Consider the following 19,885-nt stretch of genomic DNA (forward strand, 5'->3'; position numbering starts at 1 on the left):
GGAGTCTTCGGCCGGGAAGAGGTTGGGCGGATTCTGGCGGTCATTGCAACAGGAGGTCTTCGATCAGTTCGATCGGCTTCTGAAAACCTAGTCTTTTCCGTGGTCGATCATTGAGTTCCTGGGCTACCCAGTCCAGGTCCGCTTCGCTGTGGATACTGAGGTCCGTGCCCTTCGGGAAATACTGCCTCAGGAGCCCATTCGTGTTCTCGTTGATCCCACGCTGCCAGGGCGAGTGCGGATCGCAGAAGAAGATCTCAATCCCGGCATCGATCTTCACGGTCTTCCAGTCGCGCATCTCGGTGCCTTGGTCCCAGGTCAGTGAATGCCGCAACGCTTCAGGCAGAGTCTTGATCTTCGCGGTCAACGCGTCACGCATCTGCTCGGCTTTATACCCATCCGGTAGATGGATGAGCATCGTGTAGTTGGTGCTGCGCTCCACCAAGGTCCCGATCGCGGAGCCGTTGCCCTTCCCGATGATGAGATCGCCCTCCCAATCCCCAGGCGCAGCACGGTCCTCGACCTCCTTGGGGCGTTCGGAGATGTTGATCATGTCCGGGACTCGGTTCTTGCGCTGCCCGGCCTTCCTGCACGGTCTCCGAACGGCCCTGCCGGTGCGCAGACACGCTGCCAGGTCCCGCTTCAGCGCACCACGCGATTGCACGTAGAGGGATTGATAAATGGTCTCCGGGGACACCTGCATCTCCCATTGGTCGGGGAACTGACGTCGTAGTCGCCCACTGATCTGTTCGGGGGAGTACTTCTTCCTCAGGTCAGCCTCCACCCTGGCACGCAACACGCGGTTGGTGTGAAGCTTCGCAGGCTTGGGTCGAGAGGCACGCTGATAGGCCAGCACCTGGGCTGAGGTCGCCCGGTACTGAGTGCCAGGACGGGTGTTGCGTCGCAGCTCCCTCGACACGGTCGAGGCTGATACCCCAATCACCGCGGCGATCTGGCGCAGCGAGTGGCCTTGAGCGCGCCGCACGGCGATCTCCTCGCGCTGGGCGAAAGTCAGACATCGACCTTTGAGATCACGGCCTCGTCGGGGTCTGACGCCACCGGCGTCGAGCAGCACTCGGCGTCCCGTCCTTCTGCTTGTATCGATCGGGAGAACAGCGTCAGTGATGAATTCGCCGGCCTGCATCCCAGTCCAGAACACCTGGAGAAGATCCGGTCTCACAAAGATCGAGTAGCCCGTCATATCAACACCCATCTACTAAGTGTTGCAATCACCGCAAGAACCCAAGGACCGGCTTACGGGCGCCGACGTGTGCACGAGAACAAGCTAACCCTGAGCGGTTCAGGTTTACGGTATGTAGACATGCTGCGGGTTCTAGCGGTGGTTGTGGCGGGTCGTGAACGGGATATGGGAAGCCAGTGGGCAGTGCTGACGAAGCTTGGAAGGATTGCCGATTAGACGACCCCCCGGGTGCGACCATGCTAATTACCATCGCTGGGAAGTGAGAGCCACGGCGGAGTTGTCCGGGCACGGCCCGCGTCAGGTCCCAGGCCGAACGCGTGGTCCCACCTCGATCAAGGAGCACCGATGAACCCAGCACAGACCGGTCGGATCCTCGTGGTCGACGACGAAGTCGATCTGGCCCGGCTGATAGAGGGGTATCTGCACAAAGCAGGATTGGATGTCGCGGTGCGCCATGACGGCACCGAAGCGGTCGCCGCGGTGCGCGACTTCGACCCGGACGTGGTGGTGTTAGATCTGGGACTGCCCGGCATCGACGGGATCGAGGTGTGTCGGCAGGTGCGCACCATTTCGGACTGCCACGTGCTGATGCTCACCGCCCGGGATGATGAGATCGACAAGATCATCGGGCTCTCGGTAGGGGCTGACGACTACGTGACCAAGCCCTTCAGCCCCCGGGAGCTCGTCGCCCGGGTCCAGGCCATGCTGCGCAGAGCCCGCACCCACGACACGGAAGCACTCACCGCGCCGGATGCTCCAGGTCAGAAGCTCGTGATCGAGGACTTGGTGGTTGATGAGGCAGCCCGCAGAGTGCAGCTGGGAGGCGAACCGGTGGCGCTGACCCGGATCGAGTTTGATCTGCTGGTGTCTCTAGCTACTCACCCGCACCAGGTGTTATCCCGGGCTCAGCTGGTCGAGCTGGTCTGGGACACCGCTTGGACCGGGGAGGATCATCTAGTAGATGTCCACATCGGACGCATCCGGAAGAAGCTCAGCGATGATGCCTCTGACCCAAGGTTCATCCACACCATCCGTGGGGTCGGGTACCGGATGGGCACTGGCCGATGAGCTCCATTCAAAACGACCGCGTGTGGTCATGGGGCCCGCTGACGGTCCGGCTGATGCTGGCCCAGACCGCAGTGCTGGTGATCGGGTTGATCATCGTGGTGGCCACCGCTGTGCTCGTGGGGCCCTCCATGTTCTACCACGAACTTGTCGAGGCCGGTCACGCCTATGAAGCCACCGGGCTGGTCCACCTCGAAGATGCCTTCCGCTCGGTGATTCTGACCGCTCTGGTCATCGGCGGGCTGCCAGCCTTGTTCATCGCCGGGCTGCTCAGCTTCTACCTCTACCGCACCATCGGCCGTTCCCTGTCCTCCTTCAGCACCGCCGCCAAGGAAGTCGCTGCTGGCAACTACGAGGTCGACGTCACCTCCACGAAGCTGGGCCCGGAGTTCGACTCTCTAGCGACTTCCTTCAACGACATGGCTACCAGACTCGCCGCCGTAGACAACACTCGGCGTCAACTATTGGCCGATCTGGCCCATGAGATGCGCACCCCCTTGGCCAGCCTCAAGGGCCATCTGGAGGGGATCGAAGACGGGGTCGTGGAGTGGGATGCCCGGACGATCGGGATCTTCAACGCGCAGATCGCCCGCATGGAACGCCTCGCTCGTGATATCCGGCAGCTCACCGCCGACGAGGAGGCCACGGCCAAGCTGCAGCTCACCCTCCAGGACCCGGGTGCGTTGGCCGCTCAGGCGGTCGCGGCCATCGAGCCCGCCGCAGCGGACAAGAACATCACGGTGGCAGCCAGCAGCGCCGGCCCGCTTTCAACACCAGTGCCGTTGGATCCGGAACGCATGGGTCAGGTGCTGGGCAATCTGCTGGAGAACGCTTTGGGCCACACACCGCCCGGAGGTGCCATCACCGTGCACACCGAAAACACACCAGACGCGGTCACCATCACCGTCACCGACACCGGGGAAGGCATCAGCCCTGAGAACCTTCAGAATGTCTTCGCGCGCTTCTACCGCGTCGAGACTGGCCGTGAAGCCCACCGCGCAGGCTCAGGGCTGGGGCTGGCGATCAGCAAATCCCTGGTCGAAGCCCAAGGCGGAACCCTGGAGGCGAGCAGCGACGGGCTCGGTCACGGAGCCAGTTTCCACATCCGGATTCCCCGCACCCCAGCCCCGCAGTAAATCGGGGCACCCTTCACGCGTCTCACGGGCCGCCCCGCCACTGGGACGCATGTGCCGGAGCAGGGTGTCCTCCGTGTTGCAGACGCGGGGGCTCAGGTCTGGCTGCCCCGACCACCGGCGACGTTTCGAGATTGACCTTCAGCTCCGGACACCAACCGTCGAGTGCCCTTCGCGCTGGTGCTGACCACCTTCTCCAACGGCCCCTGCCCCAGCGACCGTTGCCACACCACCGCAAATAGGGCTGCCGCGACCAGGTGGATCAGGAACCACAGGTAGGGCTGGCTGTAGTGGACCTCGGCCGAGAGGGCCACCAGGTGGGCGGTGTACAGGGTGAAGGTCATCGCGCCCATCGCGGAGAGAGGCAACAACCATTTGCCGACCTTGGGAGCAATCAGTAGGAACACTCCCAGCACGGTCAGGCTCACCCCGAGGCTGGCCATGATCGCCAACGGAGTGTTGGTGTGTGGTGTGGTGATCGCCAACCACCACCCGGTCGAGGCCGGCAACGAGTCCGGGCCCCAGGTCAGGACCTGATCTAGCTCGTACTCACTCATCCCGGAAGCACTCAGCAGCCGCTGGTACCCACCGAAGGCGTAAAGCAGGATGGATGACGTGAAGTACGCGAAGATCGTCAGCCCCACTCCCACGACCAACACCCGGACCTGCAACGCGGTCTCCCGCAGATTCAGTCGACCCAGCCCCAGACCGACCAGCAGATACGCCATGTAAGGCAGCGCCGGGTAGGTACCGGTGAGCAGCAGCTGAGAAGCGATCGCCCCGGGCTCGGTCACCATGTCGATGAACGTGGGGTTATACGAGCTCCACGCAGGCAGTTCGCTAGCAAGATTCTGCATGAGCACAGGGGACACGATCCCAAACACCGCCGCCGAGGCGAAGAGCGCCTTCGGGCCCATGTGCAGGAACGGGATCGCCAGAAGAAAGAACATCCCGTAGTAGACCAAGATGCTGTAGGCCGGAGGGTCTTGCGGCATCAGAGTTCCGATCCACAGACCAACGACTGCGATCAGCAGTGCCCGCACGACGAGCCCCACCCGATCGGCTGCCATCCTCCTACCCTGATGCGGGTTCCGGCCGCCGGAAGTCAGCGCAAGACCCACCCCGGCCAGCAGCGCGAACAACGCCGCCGAGTCCCCGGAAAACAGCCGCCAGGACCAGCTGGCCTCCCCGGTCTCCTCATTCCACGCCGGCAACAGATGGATGGCCATGAGCCCCACCAGAGCCAGCCCGCGTGCCGCATCGATGCCCACCAACCGGGTCGTAGACCGTACAGAAGCATTCTCGGTGGCCCCCGCTCCACTTCCTGATGTTCTACTCATGTCTTGTGCCCCTTCCTTTCCGTCCCGTAAGGGAGCGTGAAGCCTGCGCCCAATGGTCGTCGCTGTGGTCCCGGAGTGCCGGGATGGTACTGGTTCCAGAGTGTCTGCTGCACTTAGAGCGCAGGTCGCAGGATCCTCAAGATTTGATGAAGACTCCAGGGGTCAGCGGCAAAGGGTGCCACCATTAGGACTGACATCACAAAGCAGTAAAAAGGGGAGCTCACAGTGCGGCCGCCTCCGGAGGTCGCCACGAGAAAGTTCGGTCGAGATGGAGCGGATGTTCCAAGAACTGTCAGAGGATATTTGCTCGCCCCCATCGCGCGGTGTCATCACATGCGTGCCGCGTCCGGCAGAGGGCGATGAGTCGATCGACGAAGGAGGACCGTGATGATGTGGGACACCGGAATGGGAGCGGGAATGGGCTGGATGTGGCTCTTCTGGATCCTGCTGATCGTGGGAACGGTGGTGCTGGTGGTCGTGCTTGTGAAGGCCTTCACCGGCGGTTCCACCGACGGGAGCCGACAGGGTGGCTCCGCTCCGGCGACGGGGGCGCTCCCGCGCCGGTCCCGACAGATCCTCGAGGAGCGCTACGCGCGCGGGGAGATCAGCACGGAGGAGTACAACGAACGATTGCGGACCCTGGAGGATGGTGACCGGTGAGCCCGCTGACGCGACGGCAGCTGCTGGCCCTGGGTGCGGTCGGGGCCGGTGCCGCGGCCGTGGGCGCGGGCGGGCTGTGGTGGACCAGCAGCCGCGGCGGTGAGACCCTCGGCGGCGATAGGGCGCTGCTGCAGCCCGAGGTGCTGACCAGCCGGGACGGGGTCCTGGACCTGGCCCTGGAGGCCGCCCCCACCCGAGTGCGGATCGGGGCGCGTGAGGCGAGCGTGCAGGCCTTCAACTCCTCGCTGCCCGGACCCACCCTGCGGGTCCGGGGCGGGGACACCCTCCGGGTGGCGATGACCAACGGCCTGGAGGCCCCGACGAACCTGCACGTGCACGGTTTGCACGTGTCCCCCGAGGGCAACGGGGACAACCCCTTCGTGAGCATCGAACCTGGTGAGTCCTTCGACTATGAGTACGTCCTGCCACAGGACCACGCTCCCGGCACCTACTGGTACCACCCGCACAGGCATGGGCACGTGGCCGACCAGATCGCGGCAGGGCTCTACGGGGCCATCGTCGTCGAGGATCCGGATCCTGTCCCCGTGGCCCGGGAGCGCGTCCTGGTCGTCTCAGACATCACCTTGGACGGCTCCGGCAACCTCACCGAGGTCTCCCCGCCGCAGCGGATGATGGGCCGGGAGGGTGAGACCGTGCTGGTCAACGGCCAGGTCCGTCCTGAGGCCGCCGCGGCACCGGGGGAGCGGGAGCTGTGGCGGGTCGTCAACGCCTGCCCTTCCCGGTATCTGCACCTGACCCTGGACGGGCAGGGGCTACGAGTGCTGGGCCGAGATGTCGGTCGGATGCCCGAGCCGGTGGAGATAACCGAGGTGACGCTGGCCCCCGGCAACCGCGTGGAGCTGCTGGTGGACACCCGCGAGGGGACCTCCACGCTTCGCACCGCCCCGGTGGACCGCGGGAGCATGGGCGGCATGATGGGCGGGGACACACCCGGAGACGGCCCCGGCGACGACGAGCCGATCGACCTGCTCATCCTCGAGGTCACCGGGGATCCGGCCGGGGAGCCCGGGCCCGTGCCCGCGGGCACGGCCCTGCGGGACCTGCGCGATGAGCCGGTCGGCGCCCGACGCACCATTGACTTCGCCATGGACATGGGGATGGGTGGGATGGGAGGAATGGGCGGTCCCGGGGGGATGATGTCCTTCACGATCGACGGGCGCGAGTTCGACGCCGAGCGGACTGACCAGCGGGCCCAGGTGGGCACCGTGGAGGAGTGGACCCTGACCAACTCCAGTCCCATGGATCACCCGATGCACCTACACGTGTGGCCCATGCAGGTCATGAGCGAAGATGCCCGCGACGTCTCCGGACCGCGGTGGCAGGACGTGGTCAACATCCCGGCCTTCGGGGAGGTGACGGTCCGAGTGGCCTTCGAGGACTTCGGCGGCCGCACCGTCTACCACTGCCACATCCTCGACCACGAGGACCTCGGCATGATGGGCACCATCGAGGTCAGCTGACACCGCGGAACACCGCGCCGGACCACATAGGAGAAGCATGACTCACGACGAGGCGCACGAACACCAGACGGACAGGCAGCAGCAAGGCGGGCAGCAGCTGTCCCTGACGGGGTCCGTCGCCCTGGGAACAGGGGTGATGATCGGCGCGGGGATATTCGCGCTGATCGGTCAGGTGGCGGAGCTGGCCGGCGGTTGGGTCCCCTGGGCCTTCCTGGCCGGCGCCGTCGTCGTGGGGTTCAGCTCCTACTCCTACATCAGGTATTCCATGGCGAACCCCTCCTCGGGCGGGATCGCGATGCTACTCAAGGCGGCCTACGGTCCTGGAGTCATCGCTGGTTCATTCTCACTGTTCATGTATGTCTCGATGGTTCTGGCGCAGTCCCTGTTAGGCCGTACATTCGGTAACTACGCGTTGCGGCCCTTCGAGATGCAGGACTCCTTGCTGTGGGTCCCAGTCCTGGCAGTCCTGGCCATAGTGGGAGCGGCGCTGGTAAACGTCGTGGGCAACCGCTGGGTGGAACGCTCCGCGTCCGTCACCGCGGCAATCAAGATCATCGGCATTGCGGTGCTGGCGATCGCGGGACTGTTCGCCGCAGGCGTGTCCTCCCTGGGACGGCTGGTCTCCCCAGAGAGTGCAACACCGGATCAGGGGTGGTTGGGCTTCCTCGCCGGGGTCACCCTGTGCATCCTGGCTTACAAGGGCTTCACCACCATCACCAATCAGGGCGGTGACCTGAAAGACCCGAAGCGCAATCTCGGCCGGTCGATCGTCATCTCGATCTCACTGTGCACAGTGCTCTACCTGCTCATCACCGTCGCCGTCACCGGCAGCCTCAGCGTGCCGCAGATCATCGAGGCACGCGACTACGCGCTGGCCGAAGCGGCAGAACCACTGTTCGGGGCGTGGGGCGTGGGGCTCACCGTGGTCGTCGCAGTGGTGGCCACCGTATCGGGACTGATCGCGAGCCTGTTTGCAGTCTCCAAGCTCTACGACATGCTCCGCGATATGGGCCAGGTGCCGGGGTTGCCCGGCAGGCGCGAACACCAGTCGTTGCTCATCACCGCCGGGCTGGCGATCGTGATGGCGGCGCTGTTCGACCTCTCCCAGATCGCCGCGCTGGGGGCCATCCTTTATCTCTGCATGGACATTGCGATCCACTACGGCATCCTCCGCCATCTCAAGGAAGAGGTGAAAGCGAAGGTCTGGATCCCGTGGGTGGCCATCGTGCTCGACGTCGCGGTGCTCGTGCCGTTCCTGATCCTCAGGGGGTCCTCGGACCCGTTCACGTTGGTGGTCACAGCCGTGGTGGCGGCGCTCATCATCCTGGCCCAATGGGTCATCGTCCGACGTCGGAGGGAGGACTCCGACAACGACGAGCAGGAGAGTGAACAGCTGCGTTGACGGACTGCTAGCTGATCGAGGATATCGAAGCAGGCTCAGTCCCCACCGCCGAAGAGACAGAAGCCGTCCAGTTCCCGACTACCACGAGTCCCCAGCTCTCCCATGTCCCAGACTGAAAGCGAGTGTCCGGGACCTTCTCCAGGGACCGGACGAAAGGCTACCTCGAGTTGAATAGCGCAACCGCACGAAATTCGCCCGTCGAAGAAACCCGGCTCGACGGAGAGCTGTTTCAATCAGCGCTGGATGATGTAGCACAGCACCTCGCCACCCGATTATCTGTCCAAGGGGATTCAAACCGCGAGATTCTCGAACACTTCGCCAGCGATAGTGGGCATGCCGGTTGAAACTGTCTGGGCGCTCGTCGTGATGGGCGCCCAGGGTGAGCCGATCAAGCGCGCTGGGTCGGTTCTACGGCGCACCACAGGAAGACCTGGGCAGGACGTAACACCCGACATTCGGCCCAACTGCAGAGACTTGTGCGGACGGTGAGCCCCGCCCCACGGACATCCTTAACCCGGCATCTGCGTAGGCCGTTACCGTTGCGCGGTCGGCGCCTTGTCCTCGACCCCGGAGTGGATCTTCCTCGGAACAGACGTGCGGACACTCGGGGAGAGCTGGTTCAGTCGTTGGCCATGTCATTTGCAGGACCTGCGCGGGTTCAAAAACGCGGGTAGCAGCAGTAGCCTCATATCCACTGGCGCCGTGCCGGCCGAGGTTCATGGCAAGCGCCCCACAGCGACGAGAGGAACATCATGTCTCACGTGAGGTCCATGCTTCAGGCTCATCCCAAGGGAGATCTCGGAATCGATCAGGAGAAGCTCGCGGCGTGTATTGCAGCGTGTTTTGAATGTTCCCAGACCTGCACGGCGTGCGCTGATGCTTGTCTCAGTGAACCGATGGCTGGTGACTTGGTGACGTGCATCAGCACAGACCAAGATTGTGCCGATATTTGCCTGACAACTGGTCGGATCCTGACTCGTCTCACCGGGCAGAACAAAGACGTGGTCCGTATGATGTTGCAGGCCTGCCGAGAGGCATGCCGAGCCTGTGCCCAGGAATGCGAGGAACACTCCGAGATGCACGAGCACTGCCGCTTGTGCGCAGAAGCTTGCCGGCGCTGCGAGGCAGCCTGCGACGAGCTCATCAGCGCACTGGGGTAGACCCGCAGCGGATCGAGGCAGACCGACCCGGGCCAGACGCACAAGCTCTTCCTCTGACCGGCCGCCCACCCACGCTCCCGCTATCTGACAGACGGCGCCTTGGAGCATCCATATCCAGAAATGCTGTCGGTAGCGGTAAAGATGTCCCAGCCTCTCCGTGCCGGATCTCCAGCTGAGGAGACTGGGTGATGGTCGACCTCAGGAAGCGGAGGCGGAGACCGCTGCGCGCGGGCGTGGATCCGGGGCGCTTTCGTTACGCGCCTCGGTGGCGGCCAGGTGTGCAGGGTTGAGGTCGATGCGTCGCAGGAGCTGGGCGTTGAGCGCCACCACAATGGTCGACACCGACATCAGCACCGCACCAACGGCGGGGGAGAGCACGAACCCGATGGGTGCGAGGACCCCTGCGGCCAGGGGAACTGCGACGACGTTGTAGCCGGCGGCCCATACGAGGTTCTGGATCATCTTGGTGTAGCTGGCCCGGGAGAGCTCGATCATGGAGAGCACCGCTCGAGGGTCGTTGCTGGCAAGGACGACTCCGGCGGATTCCATGGCTACATCGGTGCCGGCGCCGATGGCGATGCCAACCTCAGCTCGGGCCAGGGCGGGGGCGTCGTTGACACCGTCTCCGACCATGGCCACGGTGTTGCCGCGTTCCTGCAGCTGGGCGACCTTGGTGTCCTTGTCCTGGGGCATGACCTCGGCGAAGACTTCATCGATGCCCAGCTCAGCACCTACCGCTTGGGCGACCTGGTTCGCGTCCCCGGTGATCATGGCGACTTTCACCCCACGTGCCTGCAGAGCCGCCACTGCGGCCCGAGATTCGGGCCTGACCTTGTCCTCCAGTGCCAGTGCCCCGATGACCTCACCGTCGGCCAGGACATGGAGGACGCCAGCACCACGGTCGGCCCAGGCCTTGGTGTGCTCAGCGACCTCAGATGGGATGGACACGTTCTGCTCCCGGAGCATATTGGGTCCGCCGACGGTGATCTCCGTACCGTCGACGGTGGCCATCACACCGCGGCCAGAGGTGGAGCGAAATTCGGTCCCACGCAGACCCAATTCTGCGGCCTCGGCATGATCCTCGGCGGCGGTGACGATGGCTCGAGCCACCGGGTGCTCGCTGTCGGCCTCCGCCGCTGCGGCATAGGCCAACAGGCGCCCCTCGCTGGTCCCGGTAGCTGGGATGGTGCCGGTCACGGCATGAGCGCCCTCGGTGAGTGTTCCGGTCTTGTCGAAGAGCACGACGTCGATGGTGCGCATCCGCTCCAGCGCCAACCGGTCTTTGATCAACACTCCGGAGCGGGCTGCACGTTCGGTGGAGATGGCGGTGACCAGCGGGATGGCGAGCCCCAGGGCGTGGGGGCAGGCGATGACCAACACGGTGACCGTGCGCACCACCGCATCGTCGGGGCTGCCGAGCAGGGTCCAGGCAATGGCAGTGAGGATCCCTGCGGCCAGTGCGAACCAGAACAACAGGGCGGCGGCGCGGTCTGCTAAAGCCTGGGCCCGGGAGGAGGACTCCTGGGCATCGGCGACCATCCGCTGGATACCAGCCAGAGTGGTGTCTTCTCCGACGGCCCCGACTCGGACTCGCACAGCGCTGTCGGTGGCTACCGTGCCCGCGACCACGGTGTCGCCGACCTCGCGGGAGACCGCCTGGGACTCTCCGGTGATCATGGACTCGTCGAATGCGGCCGCACCCTCGGTGATCGTCCCATCGGCTGGAACCCGCGCTCCAGAACGAACCAACACGATGTCATCGACGGCCAATTCAGCGATGGAAACGGTGGTGGTCTCGCCATCGACAATTTTTTCTGCCTCATCGGGCAGAAGTTCAGCCAAAGCGTCCAGGGCGGAGGAGGCTGCGCCCAGAGCGCGCATCTCCATCCAGTGCCCCAGCAACATGATGACCACCAACAGGGCCAGTTCCCACCAGAAGTCGAGGTTGAAGTCCCCGATTCCCAGGGTGGTGACCCAGGACGCGATGAACGCCACGGTGATGGCCATGGCGATGAGCAGCATCATGCCCGGTCGGCGGGACTTCACCTCAGTGAGCCCGCCCTTGAGGAAGGGGGTCCCGCCGTAGAAGAAGATCACGGTGCCCAGAACTGGGGCAATCCAGGTAGCGCCGGGGAACTCGGGGAGGTCATAGCCGAGCAGGTGTCCCACCATGGGGCTGAAGATGACCACCGGGATCGAGAGCACCAGGGAGACCCAGAACTTGTTCTTGAACATCGCCGTGGAGTGCCCGGCATGTTCTCCGTGACTGTGTTTCTGATGGTCCTCGTCCAGGGCCGAATGGGCGTGATCGTCGGGCATGGTCTGTCCGTGGGTCTCGGCGGCAACATGGTCGCCGTGGTGGTGCGAGATGCTCATAGTGTTCCTTCCACTGAGCCCGGGGAATCAGGATCCTGGGAGAGTCAGGAGGTCAAGGGGCTGCGGGAGATTTAGTGCGGGATGGCCCGATGAGGGCTCAGAACTCAGCGCCCAGAATTCAGCGCCCAGGACTCGGTGCTCAGGACCTGGCCAGGGAGTAACCAGCATCCTCGATCGCAATGCGCACGGCCGCAGAGGTCGGTGAACCGGTCACGGTTGCAGTAGAAACACCGCCGGCCTGCAGATCGATGCGCACATCTTCGACTCCTTCCAGCGCCTTGATGGCTTCGATGACCGTGCCGACACAGTGTCCGCAGGTCATGCCTTCCACTGCGTAGGAGACGGTCCTGGTCGAGAGCTCCGCAGTGGGAGGGGCTGAAACTTCTCGGTCGTCAGTGGTGGACGGGGCGCAGCAGCTGCAGCCGGTGGAGGCCAGTGGCAGGGTCGGGCGGGATTCGGTAGTCATCTCAGTCTCCTTGAATCGAATCGTACGGCACGGGTTCTCTTACCCCATATATATACCCCCTAGGGGTATACCGCAACAGGAGGTTCGCGTACTCAGCTTCATTGAATCTTCAGGCAACCCGGGCCTGTCACCGGCGGGACCGCCGGTAGAATTGGGGGTCGATCTGCTCGGCAAATCCGCGGTATGCACAGGAAAGGCTGTATGACGACCTTGACCCGAAGGCTCCTGCTCACAGGAGGACTCGGCCTGCTTGGGGCAGGCGCTGTCACAGCCTGCGCCGGACCTGATTCCTCGGAAGGAACCGACGCCGGCGCAGGACCCCAGAACGGTGCAGACTCTGAGGCCGGCGCTGCGGTCGGTCATGTCCACGGCATCGCGCGTGATCCCTCCGATGGAGTAGTAGTGCTAGCTACCCACTTCGGTCTGTTCCGCGTCCTAGAGGGTGACATGGTCTCGGTGGGTCCCACTGTTGATCTAATGGGTTTCACACTCGCCCCAGGCGGTCGCTACCTGGCTTCAGGCCACCCAGGAGCTGGATCAGACCTGCCCGAACCTGTCGGGCTGATCGAATCCACCGATCAGGGGGAGAGCTGGAGTGTGCTCTCTCGAGGCGGGGAATCAGACTTCCACGCCCTGACCGCTGGCGCTGATCGTATCGTCGGCTTCGACGGAGAGCTGCGCGTCAGCACAGATGGTGAGAACTGGGAGACGCTGTCCATTCCCGCACCCCCTGTCGCTTTGGCCACCGCACCGGGCACGGGGGCCATCATCGCCGCCACCGAAGCAGGGGTGCTGCTCTCCAGTGACGGGACCACATGGGAGACCTTAGAGACTCCGCAGCTGATGTCACGTGTGGCGTGGGCCGATGAGACCACGATCGTCGGGTCAGGAATCGATGGACGGTTGGTGACCAGTCGCGACGCCGGGCAGAGCTGGACCGCCAGTGAGGAGCCGGTGGGCGAGGTCGTCGCCCTCGGCGCCGGCCTCACCGAAGACGGGTCAGTGGAAGCACTGCTCGTGGTGGACTCCACTGTGCTGCGCACCGTGGACGGCGGGAACACGGTCGAACAACTGGCCTAACCCGAGCCGAGGATAACCCAAAGAAGAGGGCACTGCCGGGATGCAACTGCATCCCGGCAGTGCCCTCTATTTCTCGGTTGCTCAGAGATCTTCGAGCATGGTCTCCATCTCGTCGATCTCGGCTTGCTGGTCAGAGATGATGGTCTCCGAGAGCTCCAGGGCCTCGGGGTTCTCCCCGTTCTCCAGGTGAGCTTCGGCGGAGGACACCGCACCTTCGTGGTGGGCGATCATCTGCTCCAGGAACAGTCTGGATGCTTCAGTGCCGGTGGCGTTCTCGAGCTCGCTGAGGTCGTCCTCGCTCATCATGCCTTCCATGTCCGACATGCCCTCCATCGAGTCCATGTCTTCCATGTCGCCGTCACCGTGGTCCATGCCTTCCATGTCGCCATCACTGGTGCCCGTTTCGCCCCAGGCGTCCAGCCAGGCTTCCATCTGCTCGATCTCAGGGCCCTGGGCCTCGCGGATGTCTTCGGCCAGAGTGGTGACCTCTTGGTCGACGTCGTCCTTCTCGAGCAGGATGTCGGACATCTCTACAGCCTGCTGGTGGTGCATCGCCATGCCTGAGACGTAGTCCACGTCTGCGTCGTTGTACTGCGCTGAGACTTCCTCGGTGCTCTGGGTCGTCTCCGGTGCGGACTCACTGGGTTCTTCTGATGAGCCACACCCGGCGAGGGTGGCGGCGAGGGCGAAAGCTCCGATGCTTGCGGTTAGGGTCTTCGTCGTCATGGGGTTGCTCCTCGGTCAGGCGGATTGTCGGTGATGCCTGAGTCAACACCGGTGTGTTCGCGCTGATGCCTGTGACGCCGGGTCTTCAGGGAATCTTCATCGAAATCAGGCGCCTTCTTCACCGCGAGATGCGAACTGCCGATGACTCTCACCGCAGCGGTGCCCAGTCCGACAGTGATGCCCGGTCAGCGTGTGGTGCGGCGTGGGTTCGGCGCCCGGAGCAGCGCTTCGAAAGGGCCGCGGCTGAAACGCTGGCGCCAGAGCCAGGCGAAGAGCGCCAACGCCGCGACCGTTGAGGCGGTGGCGAGCACGCCCTGGGCCAGGGTGTCCGGACCGGGCCGCACAATGAGGGCCAGGATCAACAGATGCCCGATATAGGCCGTCAAAGCGAGCTGGCCAAGGAAAATCAGTGGGGCGACCCCGGGCCGTGTCCATGCGTGGATCTTGAGGCACACGCCGAGCGCGAAGACCGCGGAGCCGGTGCCGCTGATCAGCCACAACGGCATCTGCGAATGCGCTACCGCGCTGAACAACCTCTGCCAGTCAAGATGGCTAGTGGGTTCCCCGAACATGGCCACTAAGACGGGTGACAACAGTCGGGCCCCCACTGCGGCGGCTGCGCCCCAAAGGATCAGGCGGGTGCTGAGCCTGGTCTCGGTGAGTTTCTGGCGGCCCAGCCAGAGTCCGAAGACGAAGGGAGCGGCCCAGACGATCAGCGGGTATGGCCCGGTGATCACGATACCGGTGAGGATCTCCCCGATCTGGTCTGTGGCCGAGATGGGATCTCGATCGAAGCCTCCGTCGGTCTGGGCCTGGACGAGGATCCATAGGGGCGGGCCGGCGACGGCGCTCAGTCCGGACACCACAAGCAGGCTACGTCCAGATGCTCGAAGCAGCGGCAGGGAGAAGAGGATCAGCAGCGCGTAGATCTGCAGGATGACGGAGACCCCGTGATCCAGGGACTGCAGCGCCAGGCCTCCCAGCATCAACAGCGCGCAGCGCCAGAGCAGCCCGGCCCAGGGCAGCGGGGCCTGCTGTAGCCGGGATCGTCGAGTCATCAGGGACAGCCCGATCCCGCCGAGCAGGACGAACAACAAGGACGCCCGACCATAGGGGACGCGGTAGAACAGTTCCAGGGGGCTGTCGTCGCCGCGGGGGCCGGTGTTGATGGCGATCATGCCGATCACTGCCAGTCCGCGCGCGGCGTCCAGGGCGAGCATACGGTGTCGACCCGTCCTGGGCGCTCCTTCGAAGGAGACGGTTCCCTCAGTCGACACTCTGCTCCTCCACTGGGTTGGATTGCTCCGAACTGCGCCTGCCGGTTCGCGCGCAACCATTCATATTAGCCAGCGTCTTTCCAGAGACGACGGCCCACAGGTGTTCCTTCATTGAACCTTCACCGTGTCAGTGGTGTGGCGTGGCAGGTCCACGGTGAAGACGGTGCCCTTGCCCGGCCCGTCGCTGTGGACTCGGACCTTCCCGGAGTGGGCGGCGGCGATTGAGTGCACGATTGCCAATCCGATGCCGGAGCCGCCATGGGTGCGATCTCGGGCGGTATCGACCCGGTAGAAACGCTCGAAGATATGCGGTAGGTGTTCTGTCGCGATCCCGTGGCCCGAGTCCTGAACTTTCAGCGTCAGCGAGACGTCAGTGGCTTCTGCGCAGAGCGTCACGGTGTCACCCGGGTCAGTGTGTTGCAGAGCATTGTCGAGAAGATTGGTCAGCACCTGCCCCATGCGGTCGGCGTCGATGCGCAGCACAACGTTCTGGGCGTCTTCGCTGGCGCTCACGTGCAGTTCCACGCCGTGGGTCTCATAGCGGCTGCGAGTCTGGGACTGTGCGGCGGTGAGAAGGCTCCCGATCCGGGTGGGCGCGGGGTGCATGCTCAGACGTCGCTCTTCGGCGGCGCTGACCAGGGAGATGTCCTCGGCCAGGCGGGTCAGTCTGTCGGTCTGGCCTCGAAGCATCACCAACGTCTCGGTGTCGGCACTGGCCACACCATCCTGGATCGCCTCTAGGTACCCGTCCAATGTGGCGACCGGGGTGCGCAGCTCATGTGCCAGATCCGCGAGCAGGCGTGTGCGGGTGCGCTCGGTCTGGTCCAGTTCGTCGGCCATCGTGTTGAAGGCGCTCATCAGCTGAGCAAACTCGACACCGATGCCTCCTTCGGGCACCCGGGTGGTGAAATCACCCTCGGCGACCTTCGTGACTGCGGCTCGCATCTGGTGGATCGGGTGGACCAACCTGCGGACCATAAAAACGGTGACGAAGATGGACGTCGCGAGAGCTGCCAGCAGAGCCACCATCAAAGATGTCTGCCAGGCGGAGTCGAAGGCCTCCTCGGCGTGTGCCACGACGTCGGAATCCGGCTCGGCGGGACTGACCATGAGCATGTGGTCATGGAAAAGCCTCGGCCCGATGACCAGGGCAACGAGCCAGGCTGTGACCGTGGCGACACAGAGCACCACGATCAGCGCCCCAAAGATCCGTGTTCCGAGGCCAGAACCCGCCAGTCGCCGTTTCACCGTGGAGCCCCCATCTTGTAGCCAACCCCACGAACGGTGTGGATGAATTCAGGTGAATTCGCGTCATCGCCGAGCTTTCGGCGCAGGTGTCCGACGTGGACGTCGACAACGTTGCGGTCACCGAACCAGTCATCGCCCCAGACCTTGCTGATCAGCTCCCGCCGGGAGAGGGCGACGCCGGGTTGAGAGGCCAGCGCGGCCAGCAATTCGAACTCCGTGCGGGTCAGATCAACCGGTGCGTCTCGAAGCTGGATCTCGCGCCCCGCCAGGTCCACACGAAGACTCCCCACCTCAAGGAACTGCGCGCCACCACCATCGGTTCGAGGCCGGCGAAGCATCGCCTTCACCCGCAGCACCAGCTCTCTGGGACTGAAGGGCTTTGTCACATAGTCATCGGCCCCCACGGAGAGACCGATGAGTCGATCGACTTCTTCGGCGCGTGCGGTGAGCATGATGATGTAGCAGTCCGAGAAGGTGCGGATGCGTCGGCAGGCCTCCACGCCGTCCATACCAGGTAGACCCAGGTCAAGGATCACCACTTCTGGATTCTGTTCGCGCACGAGGTCCACCGCCTTGGCTCCGTCTCCGGTCGCCTCGACGCTGAACCCCTCGCGGATGAGGTACTGCTCGATCAGATGGACCAGCGGCGCCTCGTCATCGACCACCAAAACCTTCATGAGCCTCCACGCTCTCTGCCATGCGCTGGGATCTAGGACCTGGCCCCCGATGGTTTTCCTCCTATGCGGTACGCGCCCCATGGGTCTAACTGCCGCTCGACTCCCCGGGGACCATCTGCTGTGATCACTGGGCGAGCGTGGGTTGCTCCATCCATCCAGCCAGCCCGTCCTAGATCAGTCGATCACGGTGTGGCTGCCCACGCGCCGATCATCGTCGGCGCCGGTGACCTCACCGGTCTCGTAGTCGACCTCGAGCGCCTGGACCGAACCGAAGCCGCCCCACTCGTCGGGCCAGACCTGCAGCTCCCAGCCGAGGTCCTCGAGCGCCTCCCGGGTCTCGTCGTCGGGCTCATCGTCGAGGACCAGGAGCTCGTCCTCCGCGATGAGGCGGAAGCGCAGCCCGTCTACGGCCTCCTGCAGCGGCGCGTCCTGCAGCCCCCACTGGGTGAGCACGGTGCCCATGATGTTCAGGATCTGGTGACCGCCGGGGGTGCCGATTCCCAGCACCGGGCGCTGCTGATCATCGAGCACGATGGTGGGCATCGACCAGGTCACGGACTTGCGGCCGGCCTCGGGCTGGTTCGCCGGGGAGTCCACGGCCTCGAAACGGCTGAGCTGGTTGTTCAGGAAGAATCCTGCGCTGACCTCGCCTGCGCCCCAGAAGTTGGTCAGGGTGTTGGTCATCGAGACCATGATGCCCTCGTCGTCGATCACCGAGATGTGCGTGGTGTTGGCGTCCCGCGGGGCATCACCCTCAGCTGGTGCGGGCTGCTGCTCCGCGGAGCCCTGGGCGGAGCCTGCGTCGGGATCCTGCGGCGCGGACTGCGTGGAGATCTCGATCGCGGCGTTGGACTCCGCGTCGGTGATCTCCTCCACGGGGACCTCCACGAAGGCGGGGTCGCCGATCTCGGTGAGCACGGTCTCCTCCGCGACCAGCCAGGCCTCAGAGAGGGTCTGGATGTACTCCGCGGAGCCGGGTTCCAGCTCCGCGATGCCCTGGGACTCGGCGATCTGGAGCAGCTGCACCAGGGCCGGGCCGGGCAGCGCGGGCGCGGCGGCGAGCACCTCGTAGTCGCCGAACTCTCCGGAGACCGGCTCGGACGCGGTGACCTCGTACTCCGCGAGGGTCTCGGCGTCGATGCCCTCGACCTGGGTCAGCTGCTCGGCGAGGCTGCCGGTGTAGAAGGACTCCCAGCCTTCCGCGGCCAGGGTCTCCAGCGTGCTGGCGAGCTCGGTCTGGACCAGCTGTTCTCCGCTGGCCAGGGGCTCGCCGTCGACCTCGAAGGGTTCGACCCCGTCGATGGCCTCCGGGCCGAGGTCCTCGGTCATCCGGCTGGCCAGGAAGTCATAGACCTCGAAGCCCTCGGACGCGAGCTGCTGTGCGGGCTGGATCAGCCGATCCCATTCCAGGCTTCCGTGCTCCTGGTGCAGGCGTCCCATGCCGGCGACGAAGCCTGGTGCTCCGATGCCGGTCTCGGGGATCTCTCCGTCCACGCCCACCATCTCGCGGTAGTCGTAGAACAGCGGTTCGCCGTTCTGTCCGGCGATGACGACTGAGCCGCCGCCGCCGAGCCCCGAGGCGAAGGGCTCGACCACCGACATCGCGAAGGCCGCGGCGATGGCAGCATCGATCGAGTTGCCACCATCGGAGAGGACCTGTTCGCCGGCCTCGACGGCGAGCGGATGCCCGGCACTGACCCCCTGCTGGTCGAGGGCACCGTCTACTGGTTCAGGGGTGCCGGTCGGTTCTGCTGGTTCAGAAGCTGGTGGAGGGGGTACTTCGTCAGTGGCGCAGGCGGCGAGCATTCCCCAGGTGGCCAGCAGCGCGGTGCTCTGAAGGATCCGACGGCGCACGGTGCAGCCCGCGACACCGCGGGGCGTCTGGTGGTTCTTGGGCTGCATGTTTGGTCTCCCTCAGTAAGGCGTCGGCTTCTATTTCATGGAGGAAACTGACTTCACCTGGTATAGGCACGGGGGGCTGCCCTCAGCGTTGATTTCCTGAGAAATTGACGATCAAGCGACATTGCAATCGGGATCATGCACAACCGGACAAGGCGTTCTGGATATCCCGGCGACTATCTCACCTAGGACTGTGAGATTCGCCCTCGCGAGCGAGGTTTGCGGCCCTGTTGAAGCGGTAGAAACGTCAGTTGACGCTGAGGTACATCGTGTTGGTCCAGTACGGGGAGTCCAGCGGGTACTGGATGGTCCCGACGCGGGGGTTGTTGGCGCCGATGATCTGGCCGTTGCCGACGTAGATGCCGGCATGGCTGCCGCCGTTCTGGATGACGATGTCGCCCGGGGAAGGCGAGGAAACCTGACGCATCGAGGCCATCATGCCGTAGGTCGTGCGAGGCAGGGAGAGGCCGGCTTGGTTGTACGCCCAGTTAATGAAACCAGAGCAGTCCCAACCTGAAGAAGGTGACGTGCCACCAAGAACGTAGGGGTTCCCAAGACCTGCATAGGCTGCGCCCACGATTGAGCCGTTGCCACCGCTGTTGGAGGCGGGAGACTCTTCCTGGGAAGGCGCGCTGGAGGCGACCTGAGTGTTGCCCTGCGAAGTCTGCTGGCCGCTGCTGCTCTGAGCCTGCCAGGT

Annotated in this window: 17 protein-coding genes; 7 read left to right on the forward strand and 10 right to left on the reverse strand. The window is 64.5% G+C overall.

Going from position 1 to position 19,885, the window contains the following annotated elements:
- Window positions 1–40 precede the first annotated feature (40 nt).
- On the reverse strand, window positions 41–1,210 hold the full coding sequence (locus tag I2487_RS14070; protein ID WP_255546449.1) for an IS30 family transposase: 1,170 nt from the start codon (window positions 1,208–1,210) through the stop codon (window positions 41–43).
- 333 nt (window positions 1,211–1,543) lie between these two features.
- Between I2487_RS14070 and I2487_RS14075 the strand changes: the two genes are divergently transcribed.
- Both I2487_RS14075 and I2487_RS14080 read left to right on the forward strand, forming a co-directional pair.
- Window positions 1,544–2,266 carry a response regulator gene (locus I2487_RS14075; protein WP_058889634.1) on the forward strand — a complete coding sequence of 241 codons (723 nt, stop codon included), beginning with the start codon at window positions 1,544–1,546 and terminating at the stop codon, window positions 2,264–2,266.
- Complete coding sequence (locus tag I2487_RS14080) at window positions 2,263–3,399, forward strand: sensor histidine kinase (RefSeq protein ID WP_255546451.1); 1,137 nt, start codon at window positions 2,263–2,265, stop codon at window positions 3,397–3,399. Before I2487_RS14075 ends, I2487_RS14080 begins: the two co-directional genes overlap by 4 nt.
- Window positions 3,400–3,491: 92 nt before the next feature.
- On the opposite strand, the gene I2487_RS14085 is transcribed toward I2487_RS14080, so the two are convergent.
- Window positions 3,492–4,667 carry a heparan-alpha-glucosaminide N-acetyltransferase domain-containing protein gene (locus tag I2487_RS14085; RefSeq protein WP_232301831.1) on the reverse strand — a complete coding sequence of 392 codons (1,176 nt, stop codon included), beginning with the start codon at window positions 4,665–4,667 and terminating at the stop codon, window positions 3,492–3,494.
- A 456-nt stretch (window positions 4,668–5,123) separates the two neighbouring features.
- Here I2487_RS14085 and I2487_RS14090 point away from each other — a divergent pair, with 456 nt between their 5' ends.
- The 4 genes from I2487_RS14090 to I2487_RS14105 all read left to right on the forward strand — a co-directional run bounded on the left by I2487_RS14090 (window position 5,124) and on the right by I2487_RS14105 (window position 9,439).
- The gene (locus I2487_RS14090; protein ID WP_106124049.1) at window positions 5,124–5,396 is read left to right on the forward strand and encodes an SHOCT domain-containing protein; all 273 of its coding nucleotides are present in this window, start codon (window positions 5,124–5,126) and stop codon (window positions 5,394–5,396) included.
- Window positions 5,393–6,877, forward strand: coding sequence for a multicopper oxidase family protein (locus I2487_RS14095; RefSeq protein ID WP_106124050.1), 1,485 nt, complete (start codon window positions 5,393–5,395; stop codon window positions 6,875–6,877). Before I2487_RS14090 ends, I2487_RS14095 begins: the two co-directional genes overlap by 4 nt.
- A gap of 37 nt (window positions 6,878–6,914) precedes the next feature.
- A complete protein-coding gene (locus I2487_RS14100; RefSeq protein WP_058889629.1) occupies window positions 6,915–8,279 on the forward strand; it encodes an APC family permease in 1,365 nt (454 codons plus the stop codon).
- A gap of 752 nt (window positions 8,280–9,031) precedes the next feature.
- Window positions 9,032–9,439: a four-helix bundle copper-binding protein gene (locus tag I2487_RS14105; protein WP_207172727.1), complete on the forward strand. Its 408-nt coding sequence runs from the start codon at window positions 9,032–9,034 to the stop codon at window positions 9,437–9,439.
- A 198-nt stretch (window positions 9,440–9,637) separates the two neighbouring features.
- Here the strand turns inward: I2487_RS14105 and I2487_RS14110 are convergent, their stop codons facing one another.
- The gene (locus I2487_RS14110; RefSeq protein ID WP_207172725.1) at window positions 9,638–11,815 is read right to left on the reverse strand and encodes a copper-translocating P-type ATPase; all 2,178 of its coding nucleotides are present in this window, start codon (window positions 11,813–11,815) and stop codon (window positions 9,638–9,640) included.
- Window positions 11,816–11,954: 139 nt separating this feature from the next.
- Complete coding sequence (locus I2487_RS14115; protein ID WP_058887749.1) at window positions 11,955–12,281, reverse strand: heavy-metal-associated domain-containing protein; 327 nt, start codon at window positions 12,279–12,281, stop codon at window positions 11,955–11,957.
- 201 nt (window positions 12,282–12,482) lie between these two features.
- Between I2487_RS14115 and I2487_RS14120 the strand changes: the two genes are divergently transcribed.
- Entirely contained in the window at window positions 12,483–13,361 is an 879-nt protein-coding gene (locus tag I2487_RS14120) for a F510_1955 family glycosylhydrolase (RefSeq protein ID WP_207172723.1), read from the forward strand.
- Window positions 13,362–13,442: 81 nt separating this feature from the next.
- On the opposite strand, the gene I2487_RS14125 is transcribed toward I2487_RS14120, so the two are convergent.
- From I2487_RS14125 to I2487_RS14150, 6 genes are all read right to left on the reverse strand, one after another.
- On the reverse strand, window positions 13,443–14,087 hold the full coding sequence (locus I2487_RS14125; RefSeq protein ID WP_207172721.1) for a DUF305 domain-containing protein: 645 nt from the start codon (window positions 14,085–14,087) through the stop codon (window positions 13,443–13,445).
- Between the two features lie 185 nt (window positions 14,088–14,272).
- Entirely contained in the window at window positions 14,273–15,364 is a 1,092-nt protein-coding gene (locus tag I2487_RS14130; protein WP_207172719.1) for a DUF418 domain-containing protein, read from the reverse strand.
- A gap of 108 nt (window positions 15,365–15,472) precedes the next feature.
- Window positions 15,473–16,612: an ATP-binding protein gene (locus I2487_RS14135; protein WP_207172717.1), complete on the reverse strand. Its 1,140-nt coding sequence runs from the start codon at window positions 16,610–16,612 to the stop codon at window positions 15,473–15,475.
- Complete coding sequence (locus I2487_RS14140; protein WP_207172715.1) at window positions 16,609–17,289, reverse strand: response regulator; 681 nt, start codon at window positions 17,287–17,289, stop codon at window positions 16,609–16,611. Before I2487_RS14140 ends, I2487_RS14135 begins: the two co-directional genes overlap by 4 nt.
- 174 nt (window positions 17,290–17,463) lie before the next feature.
- Window positions 17,464–19,191: a gamma-glutamyltransferase gene (locus I2487_RS14145; protein WP_207172714.1), complete on the reverse strand. Its 1,728-nt coding sequence runs from the start codon at window positions 19,189–19,191 to the stop codon at window positions 17,464–17,466.
- A 244-nt stretch (window positions 19,192–19,435) separates the two neighbouring features.
- On the reverse strand, window positions 19,436–19,885 hold a 450-nt coding region (locus I2487_RS14150), incomplete at its 5' end, for a C40 family peptidase (RefSeq protein ID WP_207173070.1).

Source organism: Nesterenkonia sp. E16_10, from assembly GCF_017347085.1.
GTDB lineage: Bacteria > Actinomycetota > Actinomycetes > Actinomycetales > Micrococcaceae > Nesterenkonia.

What these genes read in the sequence shown, in the direction of transcription:
- I2487_RS14070 (WP_255546449.1), bottom strand. Translation starts at nt 1,210, where the DNA reads ATGGGTGTTGATATGACGGGCTACTCGATCTTTGTGAGACCGGATCTT.
- I2487_RS14075 (WP_058889634.1), top strand. Translation starts at nt 1,544, where the DNA reads ATGAACCCAGCACAGACCGGTCGGATCCTCGTGGTCGACGACGAAGTC.
- I2487_RS14080 (WP_255546451.1), top strand. Translation starts at nt 2,263, where the DNA reads ATGAGCTCCATTCAAAACGACCGCGTGTGGTCATGGGGCCCGCTGACG.
- I2487_RS14090 (WP_106124049.1), top strand. Translation starts at nt 5,124, where the DNA reads ATGATGTGGGACACCGGAATGGGAGCGGGAATGGGCTGGATGTGGCTC.
- I2487_RS14100 (WP_058889629.1), top strand. Translation starts at nt 6,915, where the DNA reads ATGACTCACGACGAGGCGCACGAACACCAGACGGACAGGCAGCAGCAA.
- I2487_RS14105 (WP_207172727.1), top strand. Translation starts at nt 9,032, where the DNA reads ATGTCTCACGTGAGGTCCATGCTTCAGGCTCATCCCAAGGGAGATCTC.
- I2487_RS14110 (WP_207172725.1), bottom strand. Translation starts at nt 11,815, where the DNA reads ATGAGCATCTCGCACCACCACGGCGACCATGTTGCCGCCGAGACCCAC.
- I2487_RS14115 (WP_058887749.1), bottom strand. Translation starts at nt 12,281, where the DNA reads ATGACTACCGAATCCCGCCCGACCCTGCCACTGGCCTCCACCGGCTGC.
- I2487_RS14120 (WP_207172723.1), top strand. Translation starts at nt 12,483, where the DNA reads ATGACGACCTTGACCCGAAGGCTCCTGCTCACAGGAGGACTCGGCCTG.
- I2487_RS14125 (WP_207172721.1), bottom strand. Translation starts at nt 14,087, where the DNA reads ATGACGACGAAGACCCTAACCGCAAGCATCGGAGCTTTCGCCCTCGCC.
- I2487_RS14140 (WP_207172715.1), bottom strand. Translation starts at nt 17,289, where the DNA reads ATGAAGGTTTTGGTGGTCGATGACGAGGCGCCGCTGGTCCATCTGATC.
- I2487_RS14145 (WP_207172714.1), bottom strand. Translation starts at nt 19,191, where the DNA reads ATGCAGCCCAAGAACCACCAGACGCCCCGCGGTGTCGCGGGCTGCACC.